The organism is Novosphingobium aquae, assembly GCF_037572715.1.
In the GTDB taxonomy this organism is placed as follows: domain Bacteria; phylum Pseudomonadota; class Alphaproteobacteria; order Sphingomonadales; family Sphingomonadaceae; genus Novosphingobium; species Novosphingobium aquae.
On the sequence record NZ_JBBHJY010000005.1, the window covers coordinates 131,979 to 149,746 of the forward strand.

19 protein-coding genes are annotated in these 17,768 nt (G+C 64.1%); 10 read left to right on the top strand and 9 right to left on the bottom strand.

Translation table 11 applies throughout. The features are described from left to right. Positions 1–29: 29 nt before the first annotated feature. The 3 genes from WG900_RS11230 to WG900_RS11240 are packed head-to-tail and all read left to right on the top strand — an operon-like array spanning position 30 to position 3,111. Positions 30–743 carry a class I SAM-dependent methyltransferase gene (locus WG900_RS11230; RefSeq protein WP_339967162.1) on the top strand — a complete coding sequence of 238 codons (714 nt, stop codon included), beginning with the start codon at positions 30–32 and terminating at the stop codon, positions 741–743. After that, a complete protein-coding gene (locus WG900_RS11235) occupies positions 740–1,744 on the top strand; it encodes a glycosyltransferase family 2 protein (protein ID WP_339967163.1) in 1,005 nt (334 codons plus the stop codon). The genes WG900_RS11230 and WG900_RS11235 overlap by 4 nt, the downstream gene beginning before the upstream one ends. Positions 1,745–1,752: 8 nt before the next feature. Then, a complete protein-coding gene (locus WG900_RS11240; RefSeq protein ID WP_339967164.1) occupies positions 1,753–3,111 on the top strand; it encodes a hypothetical protein in 1,359 nt (452 codons plus the stop codon). 10 nt (positions 3,112–3,121) lie between these two features. Here the strand turns inward: WG900_RS11240 and galE are convergent, their stop codons facing one another. Together galE and WG900_RS11250 are read right to left on the bottom strand one after the other, a co-directional pair. After that, positions 3,122–4,120, bottom strand: a complete 999-nt coding sequence (gene galE, locus WG900_RS11245; protein ID WP_339967166.1) for a UDP-glucose 4-epimerase GalE — start codon at positions 4,118–4,120, stop codon at positions 3,122–3,124. A 49-nt stretch (positions 4,121–4,169) separates the two neighbouring features. Then, entirely contained in the window at positions 4,170–5,369 is a 1,200-nt protein-coding gene (locus WG900_RS11250; protein ID WP_339967168.1) for a DUF418 domain-containing protein, read from the bottom strand. Positions 5,370–5,519: 150 nt separating this feature from the next. On the opposite strand from WG900_RS11250, the gene WG900_RS11255 reads away from it, so the two are divergent. Genes WG900_RS11255 through WG900_RS11265 form a run of 3 tightly spaced genes read left to right on the top strand, consistent with a single transcriptional unit; the run spans position 5,520 to position 8,045 of the window. Then, the gene (locus tag WG900_RS11255; protein ID WP_339967169.1) at positions 5,520–6,263 is read left to right on the top strand and encodes a hypothetical protein; all 744 of its coding nucleotides are present in this window, start codon (positions 5,520–5,522) and stop codon (positions 6,261–6,263) included. 55 nt (positions 6,264–6,318) lie between these two features. Continuing rightward, the gene (locus WG900_RS11260; RefSeq protein WP_339967171.1) at positions 6,319–6,912 is read left to right on the top strand and encodes a DUF4136 domain-containing protein; all 594 of its coding nucleotides are present in this window, start codon (positions 6,319–6,321) and stop codon (positions 6,910–6,912) included. Beyond that, positions 6,909–8,045 carry a M14 family metallopeptidase gene (locus WG900_RS11265; protein WP_339967172.1) on the top strand — a complete coding sequence of 379 codons (1,137 nt, stop codon included), beginning with the start codon at positions 6,909–6,911 and terminating at the stop codon, positions 8,043–8,045. The genes WG900_RS11260 and WG900_RS11265 overlap by 4 nt, the downstream gene beginning before the upstream one ends. Positions 8,046–8,449: 404 nt before the next feature. Here the strand turns inward: WG900_RS11265 and WG900_RS11270 are convergent, their stop codons facing one another. The 5 genes from WG900_RS11270 to WG900_RS11290 all read right to left on the bottom strand — a co-directional run bounded on the left by WG900_RS11270 (position 8,450) and on the right by WG900_RS11290 (position 12,176). After that, a complete protein-coding gene (locus WG900_RS11270; RefSeq protein ID WP_339967174.1) occupies positions 8,450–9,478 on the bottom strand; it encodes a hypothetical protein in 1,029 nt (342 codons plus the stop codon). A 103-nt stretch (positions 9,479–9,581) separates the two neighbouring features. Next, the gene (locus tag WG900_RS11275; protein ID WP_339967175.1) at positions 9,582–10,472 is read right to left on the bottom strand and encodes an SDR family NAD(P)-dependent oxidoreductase; all 891 of its coding nucleotides are present in this window, start codon (positions 10,470–10,472) and stop codon (positions 9,582–9,584) included. Positions 10,473–10,532: 60 nt separating this feature from the next. Continuing rightward, the gene (locus tag WG900_RS11280; protein ID WP_339967176.1) at positions 10,533–10,958 is read right to left on the bottom strand and encodes a cytidine deaminase; all 426 of its coding nucleotides are present in this window, start codon (positions 10,956–10,958) and stop codon (positions 10,533–10,535) included. A 9-nt stretch (positions 10,959–10,967) separates the two neighbouring features. After that, on the bottom strand, positions 10,968–11,666 hold the full coding sequence (locus WG900_RS11285; protein ID WP_339967178.1) for a glycoside hydrolase family 25 protein: 699 nt from the start codon (positions 11,664–11,666) through the stop codon (positions 10,968–10,970). A 24-nt stretch (positions 11,667–11,690) separates the two neighbouring features. Beyond that, positions 11,691–12,176, bottom strand: coding sequence for a UPF0262 family protein (locus WG900_RS11290; RefSeq protein ID WP_339967179.1), 486 nt, complete (start codon positions 12,174–12,176; stop codon positions 11,691–11,693). A 120-nt stretch (positions 12,177–12,296) separates the two neighbouring features. Between WG900_RS11290 and WG900_RS11295 the strand changes: the two genes are divergently transcribed. Continuing rightward, on the top strand, positions 12,297–13,811 hold the full coding sequence (locus tag WG900_RS11295) for a replicative DNA helicase (RefSeq protein WP_339967181.1): 1,515 nt from the start codon (positions 12,297–12,299) through the stop codon (positions 13,809–13,811). Here the strand turns inward: WG900_RS11295 and WG900_RS11300 are convergent. Then, entirely contained in the window at positions 13,802–15,028 is a 1,227-nt protein-coding gene (locus WG900_RS11300) for an MFS transporter (RefSeq protein ID WP_339967183.1), read from the bottom strand. The two genes, WG900_RS11295 and WG900_RS11300, sit on opposite strands and share 10 nt — an antisense overlap. 132 nt (positions 15,029–15,160) lie before the next feature. Between WG900_RS11300 and rpoZ the strand changes: the two genes are divergently transcribed. Then, positions 15,161–15,505: a DNA-directed RNA polymerase subunit omega gene (rpoZ, locus tag WG900_RS11305; protein ID WP_310534834.1), complete on the top strand. Its 345-nt coding sequence runs from the start codon at positions 15,161–15,163 to the stop codon at positions 15,503–15,505. A gap of 63 nt (positions 15,506–15,568) precedes the next feature. Here the strand turns inward: rpoZ and WG900_RS11310 are convergent, their stop codons facing one another. Beyond that, on the bottom strand, positions 15,569–15,943 hold the full coding sequence (locus WG900_RS11310; RefSeq protein ID WP_339967185.1) for a hypothetical protein: 375 nt from the start codon (positions 15,941–15,943) through the stop codon (positions 15,569–15,571). A 91-nt stretch (positions 15,944–16,034) separates the two neighbouring features. Between WG900_RS11310 and WG900_RS11315 the strand changes: the two genes are divergently transcribed. Together WG900_RS11315 and WG900_RS11320 are read left to right on the top strand one after the other, a co-directional pair. Then, positions 16,035–17,102: a DUF3667 domain-containing protein gene (locus WG900_RS11315; RefSeq protein WP_339967187.1), complete on the top strand. Its 1,068-nt coding sequence runs from the start codon at positions 16,035–16,037 to the stop codon at positions 17,100–17,102. A 117-nt stretch (positions 17,103–17,219) separates the two neighbouring features. Beyond that, positions 17,220–17,753 (top strand): glycine zipper 2TM domain-containing protein, encoded by a 534-nt coding sequence (locus tag WG900_RS11320; RefSeq protein ID WP_339967190.1) that lies wholly within the window; start codon positions 17,220–17,222, stop codon positions 17,751–17,753. Positions 17,754–17,768: the final 15 nt, after the last annotated feature.

Genomic DNA, 17,768 nt, shown 5'->3' on the forward strand with positions numbered 1-17,768 from the left:
TATCGCTGGCGGGGAAGCGGGAACGCGCGATGAGTGAAATTGAAGCCGGAACGGCACGGCGCGGCTTTGTCCCGCTTCCCGATTTCGGGGCGATGACGGCTGCCTGGGCGGGCAATTACGACCAGTCCAACTATGACGCCAACATGGCCGGATCGGTGCTGATGCGCAGCCACGCGCTGCTTGAACGCGATTTCGGGCCCAACCGCCGCTTCGGACAAGTGCTTGAGGTGGGCGCAGGCACGATGGTGCACCTGCAATCGATCCGGCACGGCTTTGACCGCTACATCGCCTCGGACATGAACGCCGACCTGATCGCCGCAGCGCAGACCAGGCCGCTGCGTGAGGGTGTGGAGCTGCAACGGCTCGAAGGTGGCGCCCTGCCCTTTGCCGATGGCACCTTTGACCGGCTGATCGCCACCCACGTTCTCGAACACATTCCGGAACCGCACCTCGCGCTGGCCGAATGGGTGCGGGTGCTGAAACCGGGCGGCACGCTGTCGCTGATCCTGCCTTGCGATCCCGGGTTGGCATGGCGACTGGGCCGCCATTTCGGCCCGCGCCGGCGCGCGCAGGCTGCCGGACTGGACTACGATTATTACATGGCGCGCGAGCATGTGAATTCGATCTACAACCTGCGCCAGCTCCTGCGCTATCACTTGCCCAACCGCAAGGAGGCATGGTGGCCGCTGGGCTTCGCTTCGCCCGATTTCAACCTGATCTACTGCATGAACGCCGTCGTATGACGGGCGCGGCATCCAGCCTGCGCATTGCCGCCGTCCTGCCGTGCTACCGCGTGGCCGACAAGGTGCTGAGCGTCATCGCCCGCATCGGCCCGGAATGCACCGCGATCTATGCGGTTGACGATTGCTGCCCGGAAAAGTCGGGCGAGCGGATTGCCGCCGAATGCACCGATCCGCGCGTGAAAGTGCTGCGCCACGATGCCAATCAGGGCGTGGGCGGCGCGGTGCTGACCGGTATGCGCGCGGCGTTGGCGGACGGCGCGGACATCATCATCAAGATCGACGGCGACGGCCAGATGGACCCGGCCCTGATCCCGCTGTTCGCCGCGCCGATTGCCGCGGGCCGCGCCGACTATGTGAAGGGCAACCGCTTCTTCAGCCCTGAGGACGCACGCGGCATGCCGCGAGGCCGCCTGCTGGGCAATCTGGCGCTGTCCTTCATGACCAAGTTGTCGACCGGGTACTGGTCGCTATTCGATCCCAACAACGGCTATGTCGCGATCGATGCGCGAGTGGCAGCGAACCTGCCGTTCGAGAAGATCGCGCGGCGCTATTTCTTTGAAAGCGACATGCTGTTCCGGCTCGGCACGCTGCGCGCCCGCGTGATCGACCTGCCGATGCGCGCGGTCTACGATGGCGAGAATTCCAGCCTCAATCCGGTGAAGATGGTGCCGCACTTCTTTGGCCGCCACCTGGTGAACACCTTCAAGCGCATCACCTACAGCTATTTCCTGCGCGATTTTTCGGTTGCCTCGATCGAGCTCGTCGTCGGATCGCTGATGCTGCTGTTCGGCCTGCTGCTTGGCGGGATAACCTGGATCGTCAACCTGCAGGCGGGAGTTGCCACCCCCATCGGCACGGTCATGCTGGCGGTCCTGCCGATCCTGATGGGGCTGCAGTTCATGCTGGCCTTCATCGGCTATGACATCGCCAGCGCCCCGTCCGAGCCGATCGGCCCATTGCTCGGCAAGACTTTCGGACGCTCCGGCAGCAAGGGACAATGACCAACGCCATGTCTAGCAAATCCCGTCCCGGGTTCAGCAGCTGGTTCCTGCTTCTGGCCTTTGCCCTGATCGTGATCCTGCGCCTGCCTAATGTGTTCCTGAAGGGCCGGTTCTTTGGTGAAGAGGGCAGCTATTTCTTCGCCTATGCCTGGCACATGGAATGGTGGGAGGCCTTGTTCCACCCGCTTGGCGGCTATCTCAACATCGTGGCTTCGGGCGGAACCCTGTTTGCCAGAGCACTGGCAGGCGGCGGCCTTATCCCGCTGGAGTGGGCCCCCTGGGTGACGGCACTTATCGCCCTGGCCTTCCAGATGCTGCCTGCCGTCGTGATCGTCACGGCCCGCGATGCCTGGCTCGCCCCCCGCCTTGCCAAGCCGGCCGCCTTGTTGCTCATCGCCGCAGCACCGGTGGCACATGAAGTCTGGCTGCATACCTTGCACAGCCAGTTCCACCTGACGATCTGCGTGGCGCTGATCGTGGTGCTTGATATCCCGCAATCGAGAGCCTTGCGCGCGCTGCGGCTCTTCATTCTGGCGCTGGCCCCGCTGTGCGGACCGGCGGCTATCGTCATTCTCCCCTTCCTGGCCCTGCGGACCCTGGTCGAGCGCCAGCCTGCGCGCATGATCGAATGCGCCGCCCTGGGTTTGGGAGCAGCTATCCAGCTGCTCCTGTTCTACTTCCCGGTCACTGTGCGCGGCCACAGCTTCGATCCGGCCATGCTCTCCACACTGTTGCTGATCCGGCAGGCGATTTTGCCGACCGCCGGTCCCTTCGTCGCGTCTGATGCGGGGTTTGCCATTTTCAAAAGCAGCGAAGGCGGCTCGATGATGCTGGTGACACTGGCCGCTTGCGTGCTGCTGTTCGGATCGCTTCTGGCCATGGGCCTGCGCAATTGGCGCCAGCCTTCGATCTGGCTCTCCCTGCCTGCACTGGTGATCGCCTCCATCAGCTATTACGGTGCCATCGCCACCCCGCAATCGATGCTGCTTCCCTTGGTTGGCGAACGCTATTCCTTCGTTCCCAATGTGCTTTTCGGCCTGTCGCTGATCGCTCTAGCAACGACTTCGCGCGGACGTCTTGCCCGCTTCTTTAGCGGGGTTGTGGCCTTGCAGGTGATGGTTGCGGTTATTTTCATCTCCGGGCCCACCGCGCTGATGGCCGACGGCCCCGCCTGGCCGGATGAAGTGGCGAAATGGCGCGCCGATCCAAATTACCGTCTGAAAGTCTGGCCGGGCGACGGCTGGACGGTCAACCTTGCCCCCGGATCACCGCGCTGTCCGAAAGTGGCGGGTCCTACCGACCCCGAATATTGCGAAGGCCACTGGGAAGAAATGGAGAGGCGCTGGATCGCCTCGATGCCGGATTAACCGGCGGGACCTAGCCGCGCAGGTCTGCCAGCTTACGCTCCCACGCCAGCGCGTGGGCGACGATGGTATCAAGCTCGGCATGCTTCGGCACCCACGGCAGGGTCGCCTTGATGCGCGAATTGTCGGACACCAGTGCGGCGGGATCGCCGGCGCGGCGCGGCTGCAATTGGCGTTCGATGGTCAGGTTCGTCACCCGGTCGACCGCGTCGAGCACTTCCATCACCGAGAAGCCCCGGCCATAACCGCAGTTCATCGTCAGCGAGCGCTTCGGCTCGGCGATTAGCGCTTCGAGCGCTAAAACGTGGGCGGCGGCAAGGTCGGAAACGTGGATGTAATCGCGCACCCCGGTGCCGTCGGGCGTGTCGAAATCGGTGCCGAACACGCCGACATGGCTGCGCTTGCCGAGCGCGGCTTCGACCGCAACCTTGATCAGGTGCGTGGCCCCGGCGGTCGACTGGCCCGAGCGCGCCTGCGGATCGGCGCCGGCAACGTTGAAGTAGCGCAGCGCGCAGTAGTTGATCGGATGGGCTGCCGCCGTGTCCTTGAGCATGACCTCGGTCATCAGCTTGGACATGCCATAGGGATTGATCGGGATCTGCGGGCAATCCTCGCGAACGGGGGAAACTTCCGGCTCCCCATAGGTCGCGGCGGTGGAGCTGAAGATGAAGTGCGGCACCCCGGCGGTGACTGCGGCTGCGACCAGCGCGCGGCTCTTCGCGGTGTTGTTGTGATAGTACTTGAGCGGGTTCTCGACCGATTCCGGCACGATGATCGACCCGGCGAAATGCATCACGGCGCGCGTGCCCTGTTCGGCAAAGATGCGCGCGAGGAGGTCGGCATCCTCGATATCGCCTTCATAGAACGGCACGCCATCGGGCACGGCAAAGCGGAAGCCGGTGGTCAGGTTGTCAATCACCGCGACCGGCCAGCCCGCATCGAGCAGCGCCAGCACCGCGTGGCTGCCGATATAACCGGCGCCGCCGGTGACGAGAACGGGTACTTTGGACATGCGACTCTCTCAGCCAGCGATTGGCTTGCAGCCTCCTAGCGCGAAACGATTACCGTGTCTTTACCGAGCCATAGGTTCCCCAGCGCCACAGCCGTTCCATCGGGCCTTGGTCATGCCGCGCCAGCCACCAGCGCGAAAAGGCGATCTGGAACACGATGATCGGCAGCGCGACCAGCGTGGTTTCCAGTGGTCCGAGCTTGCCGGCGATGCCGAAAAACACGCCGAGCATCAGCACGCCAAGCAGCGTATGGGTAAGGTAATTGGTCAGCGCCATGCGCCCGACCGGCGCCATTATGCCAAGCGCTCCCTTCGCCTTGGGCCAGGCGAGCACGAAACCGGCGGCATAGGCCAGCGCCAGCGGCACCGTGCCAAGCACCGATGACCAGTGTTCCTGATAGACCTTGGGATCGAGCGCAAAGACGAGGCTCGCGGGAGTTCCGATCAGCAGGCCGAACACCAGCGTGCGTAGCAGCAGCTTGCGATCCGTCAGCAGCGTTCCCGCGATCAGCCGCCGGCCAAGCACCATGCCCAGCAGCATGATGCCAAGCACCTTTGGCACGCGCCATGTCACCAGCAGGTGCTCGATGCGGAACGGCAGGCCGGACAATTGCCAGGCGGCAAAGGCGCTCCAGTCGCGGCTTTCCATGTAATCGATAGGTGAACCGAGCAAGGGTCCGCCAACGGCCTGAACGATCTGCAAACCGATCTCCTCGAGCCAGTGGCCAAGGTCGATACCGGCCCAGGAGCAAAACGGCACGAGCACCAGCGGCAGGGCCAGCAGGAACAGCGCGAGCATCAGCAGCGACCGCTCCTTCCACGGCCGGAATAGCGGCAGCAGCAGGCCGAGCGCGGCATAAAGTGTCAGGATATCGCCCTGCCAGACGAAGGTCATGTGGACGAAACCTATCGCCAGCAACACCAGCATCCGGCGGCGGAACACGGCGATCCCGGCCGCGCCCCGCTTTTCCAGCCGGTCGAGCTGGAGGGTAAAGCCGATGCCGAACAGCATCGAGAAAATGGTGTAGAACTTGCCGTCGACGAAGAACTTGATGAGCTGGTCATAGAGCACACCGGCACCCGGTGCCGCCAGCGCCGCCTGCCGATCGGGCGGCATCATGTACCACCCGGTGAACACCGGCAGGTTGGCAATCAGGATGCCGAGCAACGCGAACCCGCGCAAGGCATCAAGGATTTCAATGCGATCGCCACCTGCAGTCGCATAGGCGACCGCCTTCCCCTGCCTAGCCATGCCCATTCCCCGCCTGTTTATGGCACAAGGTTACGCGTGTAACGCCAAGGTCACAAGCGCGGCACGGGTCTGGTTCATCCAGCCGAAAGAATGTAGCGCCTAGCGCGGGGCTGACAGGGCCTTCCCATCTTGCCTCAGGAGCCTCCCCGGATGATCACTCGCCACCCTGCAGCACGTGCCGCGCTGATCGTCATCGTGCTGGCCGGCCTTGCCGCCCCGGCAGCGGCCCGCCCGGGCCGGTTCGGCAACGATCTCGATTACGGCTGGAGCAGCCCCGGCGTGCGCGACGGTCGCCACGGTTATCCCTATCCCTCCGACCAGCGCCTGCGCCGCAGCACCGGCCCGGCCGAAGGCAAGGTCGAAGTGACGCGCTTTGTCGCCGAAGATGGCGGCGCCGACCTGCTCGGCAAGGGCAGCGCGGTTTCCATCCCCTCGCCCTCGGGCACCGGCTTCGCCGACAGCGAACTGCGCCCCTATGCCGCCGCAGTCGATGACCGGCTGGCCAGCCTTGGCTATCAGACCGCCACCACGGCCGCCGCCGCCGGACAAGTCGTCGAACTGCGTGTCACCCGCGATGTCGTGATGCCCGAGGAAGGCAAGCGGAACCCGGTCAGCGGCGAGATGGAAGTTGGCGTTTCCAATCGCGGCACGATGATGGGCATGGGCATCAACATCGACCTGTCAAAGCCGCGCAAGGCGCTCGTCTCCACCCGACTTGAAGCGCGGATCAAGGACGTCGCCAGCGGCAAGACCCTGTGGGAAGGCCGCGCCGACATGGTCACCCGCGACGGCAGCGACAAGTGGACCGAAGGCGCGGTGGCGACCAAACTGGCCGGCGCGCTGTTTGACAAGTTCCCCGGCAAGCCCGGCGAAACGCACCTTTCGCAGCGGTGAGGCTTGCAATGCGGGCGGGTCAAGCGCAGATTCGGCGCTCAGGAGATCGCTGCCCATGCGCTTGAAATTGCTCGCCCCGCTTGGCCTTCTGGCGTTGGTTACCGGCTGCATCGCGCCGACCGGCCCGATCGAAGTCACCCGCTTCCACGTGCCTGACACATCGATGCTCGCCAAGGGCACCATAGCCGTCGAGGCAGGCACGGGGACTGACGGCAATTCGCTTGAAGTGCAGAGCTTCATGGGCGCGGTGCGCACCGAATTGCAGCGGCTGGGCTATGGCGATGCGACAGCCGGCAGCGGCGGCCAAGTGGCAATCGTACGCCTCGCCCGCGAGCGCTTCCAGCCCGCTCGCAGCGGCGGCGGCCCGGTGAGTGTGGGCGTCGGCGGATCGACCGGCTCCTATGGCTCGGGGCTGGGTGTAGGCATCGGGCTCAACCTGTCCGGCCCGCCGCCGGAGCAGGTCGAAACCGAACTGGCCGTAGCAATCCGCGACCGCAAGACCGACAAGGTCTTGTGGGAAGGCCGTGCCAGCTTCACGGTAAAGGCCAGCTCGCCGCTCGCCTCGACCCAGCTTGGCGCACCAAAGATGGCCGCCGCGCTGTTTGCGGGCTTCCCCGGCAATTCGGGTGAGACTATCACGGTCAAATGACCAACATCCAAATTCACTCGGACTTTGATTCCGGGAACATCGAAGTCCTGTCCACCTCCGGCACCTCAGCCCGCCTCGCCATCCGGCAGGACAAGGACAGCGAATTCTTCCAGTGGTACCACTTTCGCGTATCGGGCGCGAAGGGGCGCGCGCTGGAACTCAAGATCACCGGGCTGGGCAAGAGCGCCTACCCCGGCGGCTGGCCGAATTACCGCGCCGCCTTTTCCGAGGACCGCGAGTTCTGGGGTCGCACCGACACCAGCTGGGACGCGGACGAGGATGGCGGCACCCTGACCATCCGCCACACGCCCGCCGGCGACCTCGCCTGGTTCGCCTATTTCGCGCCCTATTCGATGGAGCGCCACCACGACCTGATCGCCCGCGCCGCGCTCATGGAAGGCGTCACCCACCGCACGCTCGGCACCAGCCTTGATGGCCAGCCGATCGACTGTCTCGACATGGGCGAAGGCCCTTTGCAGGTGTGGCTCTATGCCCGCCAGCATCCCGGCGAGACCATGGCCGAATGGTGGATGGAAGGCGCGCTCGAATGCCTGACCGATTCCGCCGATCCGTGGGGCCGCACCCTGCGCCAGAAGTGCACGATCCATGTCGTGCCGAACCTCTGCCCGGACGGGTCGCGGCGCGGGCATTTGCGGACCAATGCAGTGGGCGTGAACCTCAACCGCGAATGGCACGAGCCCACCGCGGAGCGTTCGCCCGAAGTGCTGGCGATCCGCAATTCCATGGACGAAACCGGCGTTGATGTGGCGATGGACGTCCACGGCGACGAGGCGATCCCCCACGTATTCATCGCCGGGTTCGAAGGCATCCCATCGATGAAACCGGGACAGGTCGAGGCGCTTGACCGCTACAAGGCCATCCTTGAACGCCGCACCCCCGATTTCCAGACCCGCCACGGCTATCCCAAGGCCCCGGCGGGCAAGGCCAACCTCGCCATGTCGACCAACCAGCTCGCCGAGCGGTACGGCGCGGTGTCGATGACGCTGGAAATGCCGTTCAAGGACAACTCTGACTTGCCCTGTGCAGCGCAAGGATGGAGCCCGGAACGCTCGGCCTTGCTGGGGCGGGATTGCATGGCGGCGCTGGGGGAATGGGTGCTCTCCAAGCCCTGACCCTCGCCAGAAGCTCATGACCCTCGCCAGAACCTAAACCCCGCGTCATCCCTGCGCAGGCGGGGATCTATCTGCCGTGGCCGGCTGCTCCTGACTTTATGTCTGAAGGCTCGCCAGGATGGGCCCCCGCCTGCGCGGGGGCGAGGGTTGGGTATGGGGAGTCCTCACTCGGCGCTGGAGATAGTGCCCAGCCAGGTGTAACCTTCCTACACGGGCCTGATCTGCGATCCTTGCCCTCATGCCCCACCGGCCAGCGACCGCGCGATGAGCGCGTTCCGCATCAGCAATGCTCTCCCGAAAGCCGCGCCCCCAGCGCGGCTTTCGCGCATCTGGGCCTCGCTCTATGGCAATTCACGCGCAGAACTTCGGGTGTGTTTCATCAACTTGCATTTCGCGCAAGTGGATCAGCTTTCCAGCATCATCCCATAGTCGCGGAACAGGTCGAAGCACTTGGCGTTGATCACCATCAGGCGGTCGTCCTTGTCGAGGTTCAGCTTGCGCCGCATCATGCGCACCACCGTGGTCTGCGCCGGGCCGGTCAGGCCGTGGATGCCGCAGAGCACCTCGGGGTTGTGCGAGAAGGTGGAATCGACCAGCAGGTCGATGTTTTGCGGGTGATAGCCAAAGCCGGTGAACACCAACCGCTGCGATTTCAGCATCGCATTGCGCACTTCCATCGTCGCCCGGTTATCGCGCGCCAGCTCGCCGGGCGTGCGGATGTTGTGGACGAGGTTGATCATGTTCCAGGGGTTTTCGTTGCCCCATTCAACGTCAGCGCCTTCACCCTTTTGCCATGGCAGGCGCCCGATCGTGCCATAGGGGTGGACGATCTTGAGGTGTTCGGAAACCGTGCGCTGTGCCTCGGGCAGGGTCATGCCATAGGCGGTGATCAGCACATAGGGCAGGAAGTGTTCGATCGACCGGTCGTAATTGAACGAGATGATCGATAGGTTCTCAAAGCACTGGTGGACCTTGCTGCGCGGCACGCCGGTGGTCATCAGCTTGCCCAGTTCGAGCAGCCAGAAATCGCCCGCCTGCAGCGGCAGTTCACCGGGGTTCTTGGGCGCGGGACGCAGGTTGGACCGCGCTTCGCCCTGGCAGATGAAGTGCGCGAGGGCCAGCTTGCCGGTCAGCGTAACAAGCGGATTATCGTCGTTCTGTTCGATCACGCTGTCGATCATCTTGCTCATCCGGGCAGAGATGCGCAGCCGTTCGGTGGCCTCGTAAAGCTTTTCCAGGCTGTTGCCCGGGCGCTCAGCCAGCTTGTTCAGGTGGCGCAGCAGCACCGACGAATCCTTCGTCATCTGCTCGCCGCCGAAGCGGTAGAAATCATAGGCCGCTGCAGTGCGGTCGAGCACTTCAAGGCTGGAGGGCAAGTGGATTTCCTGGCTGGCCCCGGCCCCGACGATCAGCGTTGTCTTCGTCCGGATCATGCCTTGGCTTGCCCAGTCCTGCCCACGGGAATACCCCGGCAAGAGCGCCGGATTTCGGATTTTTTTAGGCTGGAATGGTTAACGGCAGGATAAAGGAGAACACCTAGTCAATCAGGTCGGCCCCGGTCGGATTGCCTTGCGGGACGCCGTGGCGGGCGTGCCATTGGTCAAGGTCGTCGTAGCAGGCCTCGACCACCGAGGCGTAGGTTTCGGCAAACAGGCGGCGCTGGTCAGCGTGATCGAAGACGAAGGGGCGGTTATTGCTGACAGCGTTAAGCACCATCGGCGCGACGTCTTCGGGGCGGAAGAATGCCATCGAGCTGTGGGTCTTGTCAGTGCCGGAAAACTGGACTTCGGCCACGGGTTCGGGTCCGCCGAACTTCTCAGGCCGGTAAGCGCCGTTGTTGGCCTTCATTCCCGATGCCACGCCGCCGGGGCAGTAGATGGTGGTGAAGACATTGTGCGGGCGGGTCTCGATGGCGAGGTTCATCATCATGCCGATGATGCCCATTTTCGCCGCCGAATAGGGCACGTGGACCGGCATCCAGCCGGGCAGCAGTCCGGCCATCGAGGAGGTGGCGCAGATGTGTCCGCCGCCCGCGGCGATCATGCCGGGCAGGAAGGCGCGGGTGGTGTTCATCACGCCCATCAGGTTGACCTGGACGATCCAGTCTACGTCGGCGTCGGTCATGTCGACCAACGAGGTAAAGCTGGTCGCACCGGCATTGGCGAAGACAAGGCTGACCGGGCCGAGCGCGGCAATGGCAGCATCGCGCATGGCGTTGATCGAGGCGCGTTCGGTGACGTCGCAGGCAATGGCAATCGCCTCGCCCCCGGCATCGCGGATGGCTGCGGCGACCGCCTCGGCCTTGGCGAGCTGGATATCGGCGGCGACGACACGGGCGCCCTGGCGGCCAAGCTCCTTCGCCAACCCCATGCCGATGCCCGATCCGCCGCCCGTGACCACGGCGGCCTTGCCTGCGATGTCGGTCATGCCTTCTCCCGGCGCCGCTTAATGCGACGTTCGGGTTTCATTGTGCTTTGGAAGTCGCCGCTATTCAAGAGCCCCCGGCCCGAATGCGTGTGGAAGCAATTCCGACAGCCGCATTTCGAGCACTTCGGTCTCCCCTGCGCACCACACCAGCGGGTCATTGCCGCCGAGCGAGGCCACTTCGTTTAACATCTGGCGGCAGCGGCCGCAGGGGGTAACGGGATCGCCCGCGCCAACCTCGCCCGCCTTGCCGCCGATCACCGCGACGGCTTCGAGCGGACCGCGCCAGTCCTCCGAAAGCGCCTTGCCCACGGCAACCGTCTCGGCGCAGAGCGTCATGCCGTAGCTGGCATTCTCGACATTGGCCCCGATCACCACCGAGCCATCGGCAAAGGCCAGCGCCGCGCCGACATGGAAGTTCGAATAGGGCGCATAGGCCCGGGTGGCCGCAAAGCGGGCGGCTTCGACAAGGGTATCTCGGTCAATCATTGCGCCACCCTAGCGCTGGACGGCCAGCCAGCGAAGCGGCTTTTCCGCCGCCTCGGTCTGAAGCCCGCCATTGGCCGTCCACAGCGTCCACGGCCGGCCGGCATAGTCGGGCTCAAGCCGGGTGCGCACCAGCCACAGGTTTCGGTTTACCGCCGAGGCAACTCGGTAACGGTCCTGGAATTTTGCGCTGAGCTTCAGGATCACGGGCTTGCCGGTATGCGTTTCGACCTGATTGAGGAAGGTGGTCAGCTCGCTCTCGACGCCAGCCTCGGTCACCTTGCCGGGGCAGTTCTCGGCCAGCCGGTCAAGCGAGACAGCGCTGGGCAGCAACCGCGAATCGCGCGGCACGACGGTGACGAAATTCGCCGCCTGCTTGTCCGCAGGCTGGCACGGATCATATTCATGCACCGCGCCGACCTGCATACCGACCGCGCGGGCACCTTCAAGGTTGGCGGTGAAATTGGCATCGCGCGCAAAGACGCTGGCCGAGGCATCGACATAGGCAAAGTCGACACCGATGGTTTTCATCGCGGTCCAGTCGATCGTGCCATCCTCAGCGCCGACCTCGACCCCCTGCACCGGCCATTGCTGCCGCGACGGTTGCCAGCCGCGCAAGTGCCACCACAGCGCGGCGCCGCCCGCCAGCGCGAGCAGAATTGCCAGCGCGGCGAATCGCAGCCGCCAGCGGCTCGCTCCCTTTTTAGCCATTTCAGATGCGTCCCGGTTCCCGTGTCACGCCCTGATATGCAGGACGCAGATCAGCGTAAAGAGCCGGCGTGCCGTGGCGAAGTCGGTCTCGACCTTGCCATCAAGCCTTTCAAGCAGCATTTCCGCCGCCCGGTCGTGCACGCCGCGCCGCGCCATGTCGATCGTCTCGATCTCATGCGGCGAGGCGCGGCGAACGGCCTTGTTGTAGCTCTCGCAGATCGAATAGTATTCGCGAACCGGCCGGCGGAACTTCGCCATGCCCAGCATGAAGCTTTCGAGCAGCTCGGTGCCGCCATCGGCAAATACGTCAAGCTGCAGCCGCCCGTCGTGCACCGCCATCACCAGACGGTACGGCCCTTCGTGCCCCGCGGCAAAAGCGCGAATCGGCTTGAACACGTTGTCCTCGATCAGGTCGAACATCGCGACGCGGCGCTCCTGCTCGATCTCGGCGCTGCGGCGCACGAGCGAGCTTTCGTCGAAATCGATCGCAGAGATGCGGGGTGCGGCCATTGCGATTATCTCGCAGACGCAGCAATTGCGGGCAAGGGAATATCCATCCCCGCTATCCACAAGGCAGACCATCGCTGCCCCCCTTGCGGCGCGCGGGGACTGCGCGCATTGCCCTGTCCTATGGCCGAACAAGCGATTCCCCTGCGTCCCGACGAAACTCCCATCCGCACCCTGCCCTCGAATCTCGAGGCCGAGGCCGCGTTTTTGGGTGCGGTGCTGATCGACAACCGCGTGATCGAGGAACTGGCGACGCCGCTGCGCCCCGATCACTTCTTCGAGCCGATCCACGCCCGCATCTATGAGCGCGTCGTGCAATTGCTTGACCGCAAGGCCGTGGTCACGCCCGTCACCCTGCGCCCCTATTTCGAGGCGGACGAGGCGCTGAAGGCGGTCGGCGGCGTCACTTACCTCGCGCGGCTCACCGCTGATGGGCAGGGTCTGCTGGCGCCCAAGGAACTGGCCGAGCAAATCTACGAACTGGCGCTGCTGCGCGAACTGGTCACGGTCGGTCGCGACCTCGTCACCAAGGCGATGGACACGTCGGAAAGCGTCGATCCGCTAGAACAGATCAATCTGGCCGAAGCCGCGCTTTATGCCGTGGCCGAAGGGGCATCGAGCCAGAGTCAGGCCTCCAGCTTTGGCGATGCCACCCGCGTTGCCATCACCGCCATCGAAAAGGCGCTGAACTCGGGCGGCCATATCGCGGGCAAGACAACCGGCTTCACCTCGATCAACGAGCGCATCGGCGGCCTGCACGATTCGGACCTTATCATCCTCGCCGGCCGTCCGGGCATGGGCAAGACGTCGCTCGCCACCAACATTGCCTTCAACGCCGCCAATCGCCTGTTGACCGACATTCAGGCGGGGATCGAGGAAAGTGCCTCGGTCGGCTCGGCCGTCGCCTTCTTCAGCCTGGAAATGAGCGCCGACCAGCTTGCCACCCGTATCCTTGCGGAAAACTCGGGAATTTCATCCGAATCGCTGCGCACTGGACGGATCAGCCGCGAAGATTTCCAGCAGTTGTCTTTCGCCAGCCAGCGGCTCGCCGAACTGCCGTTGTTCATCGACGATACCCCGGCGCTGACCATCGCCGCGCTCCGCGCCCGCGCCCGCCGCCTGAAGCGCAAGCACAACATCGGCATGATCATCGTCGACTACCTGCAGCTGCTCCAAGGCACTGGCCGTGCCAGCGACAACCGCGTCAACGAAATCTCGGAAATCAGCCGCGGACTCAAGACGCTGGCCAAGGAACTGCACGTCCCGGTGATCGCACTGTCACAGCTCAGCCGCGCAGTCGAAAGCCGCGAAGACAAGAAGCCGATGCTCTCCGACCTTCGCGAATCAGGCTCGATCGAGCAGGACGCCGACATGGTCTGGTTCGTCTTCCGCGAAGACTACTACATGAAGATGACCGAGCCCAAGATGCCCGCCGATGGCGACACCCCCGACGTGCGCGACAAGTGGGAAAAGTGGGTCCAGAAGATGGAGCAGGTCACCGGCCTTGCCGAACTGATCGTCGCCAAACAGCGCCACGGCGCGACGGGCAAGGTTCGGCTGCGCTTCGAAGCGCGGATCACCCGCTTTTCCGACCTCGCGCCTGAGGAACTGGCGGACCAGTCCTACAGCTACGAGTGAGCCGGGACTGCGGCTGAGGGCGCAAAGCGCCCCCGGTGGAGCAGCAGGAACATTGCGCTGCCGACCAGTGAAGCACCAGTCGCGATATAGAGAAACGCATCGAAGCTGCCAGTCGCGCGCTGTACCAGCGCGACCATGGCGTGCCCGCCGCCCATCGCCGCGCCCATCGCTGCGGTCAGCAGACCGAGCACGGTGCCGAACAGGCGGATGCCGAACTGGCGCACGACCAGCACCGGGATGACGTCTGCCTCGCTGCCGAACGCCAGCCCAATCAGCATGAACGAGACGAAGACCACAGGCATCCCGTCAAGCGGCGAGGCGAGCAGGAGCAACCCGATTGCCGGCAAGGCAAAGCCGAAAGCCGCCACCCTCGGCGGCGAGAGGCGGTCTACCGCCGCGCCGAAGATGAACCGGCCCGCGACCGAAGACAGCCCCAGCGTCGAGATCATCAGCGCCGCCGCCGCATCGCCCAGCCCCTGTTCGGCGGCAAGCAGCTTGGTCTGGGTCGTCGCGAGGGCAAACGGCAGGTTTACGAGGTATGTCGCCAGCAGCATGACCCAGAACGCTGGGGTGGAAATGATCGCGCGGTAATCGCGCCAGCCTTCGCCCCGGCGGGCGCGTTCGCTTTCAGGACGGCGCTGCTCGACACCCCACAGCAGCCATAGCGTAGCTACGGCGCCGACAAGGCAGAAGGTAGCGACCAGCAAATAGCCCGCACTGAACCCCTGCGTCCGCACGAATTCGCTGACCAAAGGCGCGGCCAGTGCTCCGAACAGCGGCGCGCTGGCCCCCGCCAGGCCCATGGCCAAGCCCCGGTTCTTGGTGAAAGTCTGCGCGACGACACGGGTGTAGACGGTCGAGGTGGTGGTCGAGCAGACGATGGTCTGGGCAACGTAGAGCCAGAAATAGGTCGTCAGGCTGCCGTCCATCAGCGCGATGGCGACGAGGAACAAAGGAAAGCTCATCGCGCCGATCGCCGCGATGCGCCAGACGCCGAAACGGTCCGCCAATCGCCCCGAGACGGGAATCGAGAAGATCACCAGCAGCTGCACGGTCGAAACCCACGACCACTCTTCCTTCGTCCAGCCGAATTCCTTGAGGAAATAGGGCGCGAAAATCGAGAGGATGAAGGAGTTCAGCGACAGCGCCGTGCCGATGCCAAGGAAGGCGCCCGCCAGTGGCCGCCAGTTGCGGCGGAATTCGCCTTGCTCGATCATCTCATCCCCGTCCGTCGTTATGCGGCGATATTGGCGGGTGCTGGCAGGGCGGCAAGCGATTTCCTTGACTTTTCGCCCCCGCGTTACTAGCTGCCGGCCTTCCCGAGATTCTCGTTTGCTGGAGTGCCCCCCATGGCGCGCGTTACCGTTGAAGATTGTGTCGACAAGGTCCCCAACCGTTTTGACCTCGTCCTGCTGGCCGCACAGCGTGCGCGCGAAATTTCGGGCGGCGCCGAACTGACCATCGATCGCGACCGCGACAAGAACCCGGTCGTCGCTCTGCGGGAGATCGCGGAACAGACCGTGGTGCCCAAGATCCTCAAGGAAACGCTGGTTAATTCACTGCAGCGCGTGCTGCCCGAGGATGACGACGAGGTTGATGACATCGGCTCGCTCAGCCAATCGGCCGAAGCGCTGCGCATCACCGCAGCCGCTCCGGTCCGCAATACTTCACTTGGCGGCGACTACGACGGCTGATTGCCCTCGTTGCAATAGGCTTCAAAACGGCCCGTCACCCCATGGTGGCGGGCCGTTTGCTTTTTAGCGGCAGGGATAGGACTTGATGAAGAAGTCCGCCATGGCGGTGCGCAAGTTGGTGCCGCTGCGCACTTGCGGCGCATAGGACTTCATATGGGTGATCACGGCATCTGAGCTCACCTTCACGCCCTGCGGCGGGCAGCTGCTCGGTCGGCCAGCCGCGCGTTCGGCCTTGAGCCGGTTGAAGTAGGCCACGCCGGCAGCCTGACCCTCGGACTGCAGCAGCTTCACATCGCTGGAAAACATCGCCGCCAGCCCCTTGGCCTTCAATGCGTCGACCTTGGTGACGAAGGTCGCAACCGACATGTCGCCTGGTGCCGCCTGAGCCGGCGCGGCCATGAAGAAGCAAGCGGTCAAGCCCGTGATAATACGCTTCATTCCCGATCCCCTTCGTGACTTTGCAGCACGGTGGCTTGACCTGCGCAACCTTGCAAGACCATGAACGGCACCGAAGGCAAGGGGACGGCGAATGAGCGGGGCGGAATCGCTTGGCGAAGTAATCGAAGGTGCAATGGTCGCCCGGGCGCTTGAGCCGGCACATGGTGAGGGAGACGGGCACACCCACGAGCAGGCCTGCCTCAACTGCGGGACGGCGCTCATCGGCAGCCATTGCCATGCCTGCGGCCAAGTCGCGCATGTCCACAAGACCATCGGCGCGTTCTTTCACGACCTTCTGCACGGCGTGTTCCACTTCGAGGGCAAGATCTGGCGCACCGTGCCCGCATTGGCCCTGCGACCGGGCCGCATGACCCGCGAATATATCGACGGGCGGCGTGCGAGCTACGTCTCGCCCATCGCGCTGTTCCTGTTCAGCGTGTTCCTGATGTTCGCCGTGGTGAGCAATATCGGCGGCACCTTTGGCAACAGCACCAACGTCAACGTCAAGGGCAAGCAGATCACGGGGCTGGAAGCCAACAAGGCGGAGATCGCCCGGCTTGAGGCAGACCGTGCAGAACTTGTCCGGCAGGGCAAACCGACCGCTGCGATCGATGGCCAGATCGAGGGCCGGCAGAGCGCCATCGCCGTCATGGAACAGCTCGACAGCCCCCTTGAGGAGACGATCGCCGGCGGCGGCGAGCGCAAGGCGACTGGCAAGCCCCGCATCTACAGCGATATCACCGCGATCAATGACATCCTGCGGCAAGCCAGTTCCAACCCCAAGCTGGCCCTCTACAAGCTGCGCACTAATGCCTACAAATTTTCATGGCTGCTCATTCCGATTTCGGTGCCGTTCCTCTGGCTGCTGTTTCCTTTCAGCCGGCGCTTCGGGCTCTATGATCACACGGTCTTCGTGACCTATTCGCTGGCCTTCATGATGCTGCTGGTAAGCCTGCTTACGGGCCTGTCAGCCTTGTGGTTCAGCATCCTTCCGATCGGCATGACCTTCATCCCGCCGCTCCACATCTACAAGCACGTAAAGCACACCTATGCGGTGTCGCGTTTCGGCGCGAGCTGGCGGACCTTCGCGATCCTGGTCTACGCTGCGGCGGCGCTGACGGCGTTCCTGATGGCAATCATCGCCATCGGCCTGGACTGACATGCTCGGCTGCTGGAGAGCCAGTCCGGTCACCGCAAGCGATGGAGCGAGAAACCTCGACCGGATAAATGCGTTTCAACCTTGTATCTGAAAATGTCATCACAAGGAGCAGGTAAAATGAACAAGCTCGTCCTGGGAGCCGCGCTGGCGGCCATCGCCATTCCGGCGTCGACGACCACCGCGCTGGCGCAGTACAACAATGGCCCGCGCTACAATCAGGAACTGCGCGAATGTAACCGTGAACTTCGCCGTACCGACTCGCGGCGCGAATATTACCGCGAACTGCGCGAATGCCGCCGCGAACTGGCCAAGGCCAATCGGCAGGATTGGCGCAAATGGAACCGCTACGACTACAATCGTTACGAACCGGGCGCCAACAGCTACTACGCAGACCGCTATTACCGTGACGGGCGGTATTATTCCGACCGCCGCCTGAGCCGGAATGACCGCATCTATCGCGGCAATGACGGTCGCTACTACTGCCGCCGCAATGACGGCACGACCGGCCTGATTATCGGCGGTGCCGTTGGTGCCCTGCTGGGCCGCGAGATTGACCGCGGTGGTTCGCAGGTCGTCGGCACCATCATCGGCGGCGGCGCCGGCGCATTGCTGGGCCGCGAGATTGAGCGCGGCAGCCTGCGCTGCAACTGAACGGCAACTGCCGAA

What these genes read in the sequence shown, in the direction of transcription:
- WG900_RS11265 (WP_339967172.1), top strand. Translation starts at nt 6,909, where the DNA reads ATGACCAACATCCAAATTCACTCGGACTTTGATTCCGGGAACATCGAA.
- WG900_RS11315 (WP_339967187.1), top strand. Translation starts at nt 16,035, where the DNA reads ATGAGCGGGGCGGAATCGCTTGGCGAAGTAATCGAAGGTGCAATGGTC.
- WG900_RS11295 (WP_339967181.1), top strand. Translation starts at nt 12,297, where the DNA reads ATGGCCGAACAAGCGATTCCCCTGCGTCCCGACGAAACTCCCATCCGC.
- WG900_RS11255 (WP_339967169.1), top strand. Translation starts at nt 5,520, where the DNA reads ATGATCACTCGCCACCCTGCAGCACGTGCCGCGCTGATCGTCATCGTG.
- WG900_RS11310 (WP_339967185.1), bottom strand. Translation starts at nt 15,943, where the DNA reads ATGAAGCGTATTATCACGGGCTTGACCGCTTGCTTCTTCATGGCCGCG.
- WG900_RS11270 (WP_339967174.1), bottom strand. Translation starts at nt 9,478, where the DNA reads ATGATCCGGACGAAGACAACGCTGATCGTCGGGGCCGGGGCCAGCCAG.
- WG900_RS11300 (WP_339967183.1), bottom strand. Translation starts at nt 15,028, where the DNA reads ATGATCGAGCAAGGCGAATTCCGCCGCAACTGGCGGCCACTGGCGGGC.
- galE (WP_339967166.1), bottom strand. Translation starts at nt 4,120, where the DNA reads ATGTCCAAAGTACCCGTTCTCGTCACCGGCGGCGCCGGTTATATCGGC.
- WG900_RS11285 (WP_339967178.1), bottom strand. Translation starts at nt 11,666, where the DNA reads ATGGCTAAAAAGGGAGCGAGCCGCTGGCGGCTGCGATTCGCCGCGCTG.
- WG900_RS11290 (WP_339967179.1), bottom strand. Translation starts at nt 12,176, where the DNA reads ATGGCCGCACCCCGCATCTCTGCGATCGATTTCGACGAAAGCTCGCTC.
- WG900_RS11275 (WP_339967175.1), bottom strand. Translation starts at nt 10,472, where the DNA reads ATGACCGACATCGCAGGCAAGGCCGCCGTGGTCACGGGCGGCGGATCG.
- WG900_RS11260 (WP_339967171.1), top strand. Translation starts at nt 6,319, where the DNA reads ATGCGCTTGAAATTGCTCGCCCCGCTTGGCCTTCTGGCGTTGGTTACC.
- WG900_RS11230 (WP_339967162.1), top strand. Translation starts at nt 30, where the DNA reads ATGAGTGAAATTGAAGCCGGAACGGCACGGCGCGGCTTTGTCCCGCTT.
- rpoZ (WP_310534834.1), top strand. Translation starts at nt 15,161, where the DNA reads ATGGCGCGCGTTACCGTTGAAGATTGTGTCGACAAGGTCCCCAACCGT.
- WG900_RS11320 (WP_339967190.1), top strand. Translation starts at nt 17,220, where the DNA reads ATGAACAAGCTCGTCCTGGGAGCCGCGCTGGCGGCCATCGCCATTCCG.
- WG900_RS11240 (WP_339967164.1), top strand. Translation starts at nt 1,753, where the DNA reads ATGTCTAGCAAATCCCGTCCCGGGTTCAGCAGCTGGTTCCTGCTTCTG.
- WG900_RS11280 (WP_339967176.1), bottom strand. Translation starts at nt 10,958, where the DNA reads ATGATTGACCGAGATACCCTTGTCGAAGCCGCCCGCTTTGCGGCCACC.
- WG900_RS11235 (WP_339967163.1), top strand. Translation starts at nt 740, where the DNA reads ATGACGGGCGCGGCATCCAGCCTGCGCATTGCCGCCGTCCTGCCGTGC.
- WG900_RS11250 (WP_339967168.1), bottom strand. Translation starts at nt 5,369, where the DNA reads ATGGCTAGGCAGGGGAAGGCGGTCGCCTATGCGACTGCAGGTGGCGAT.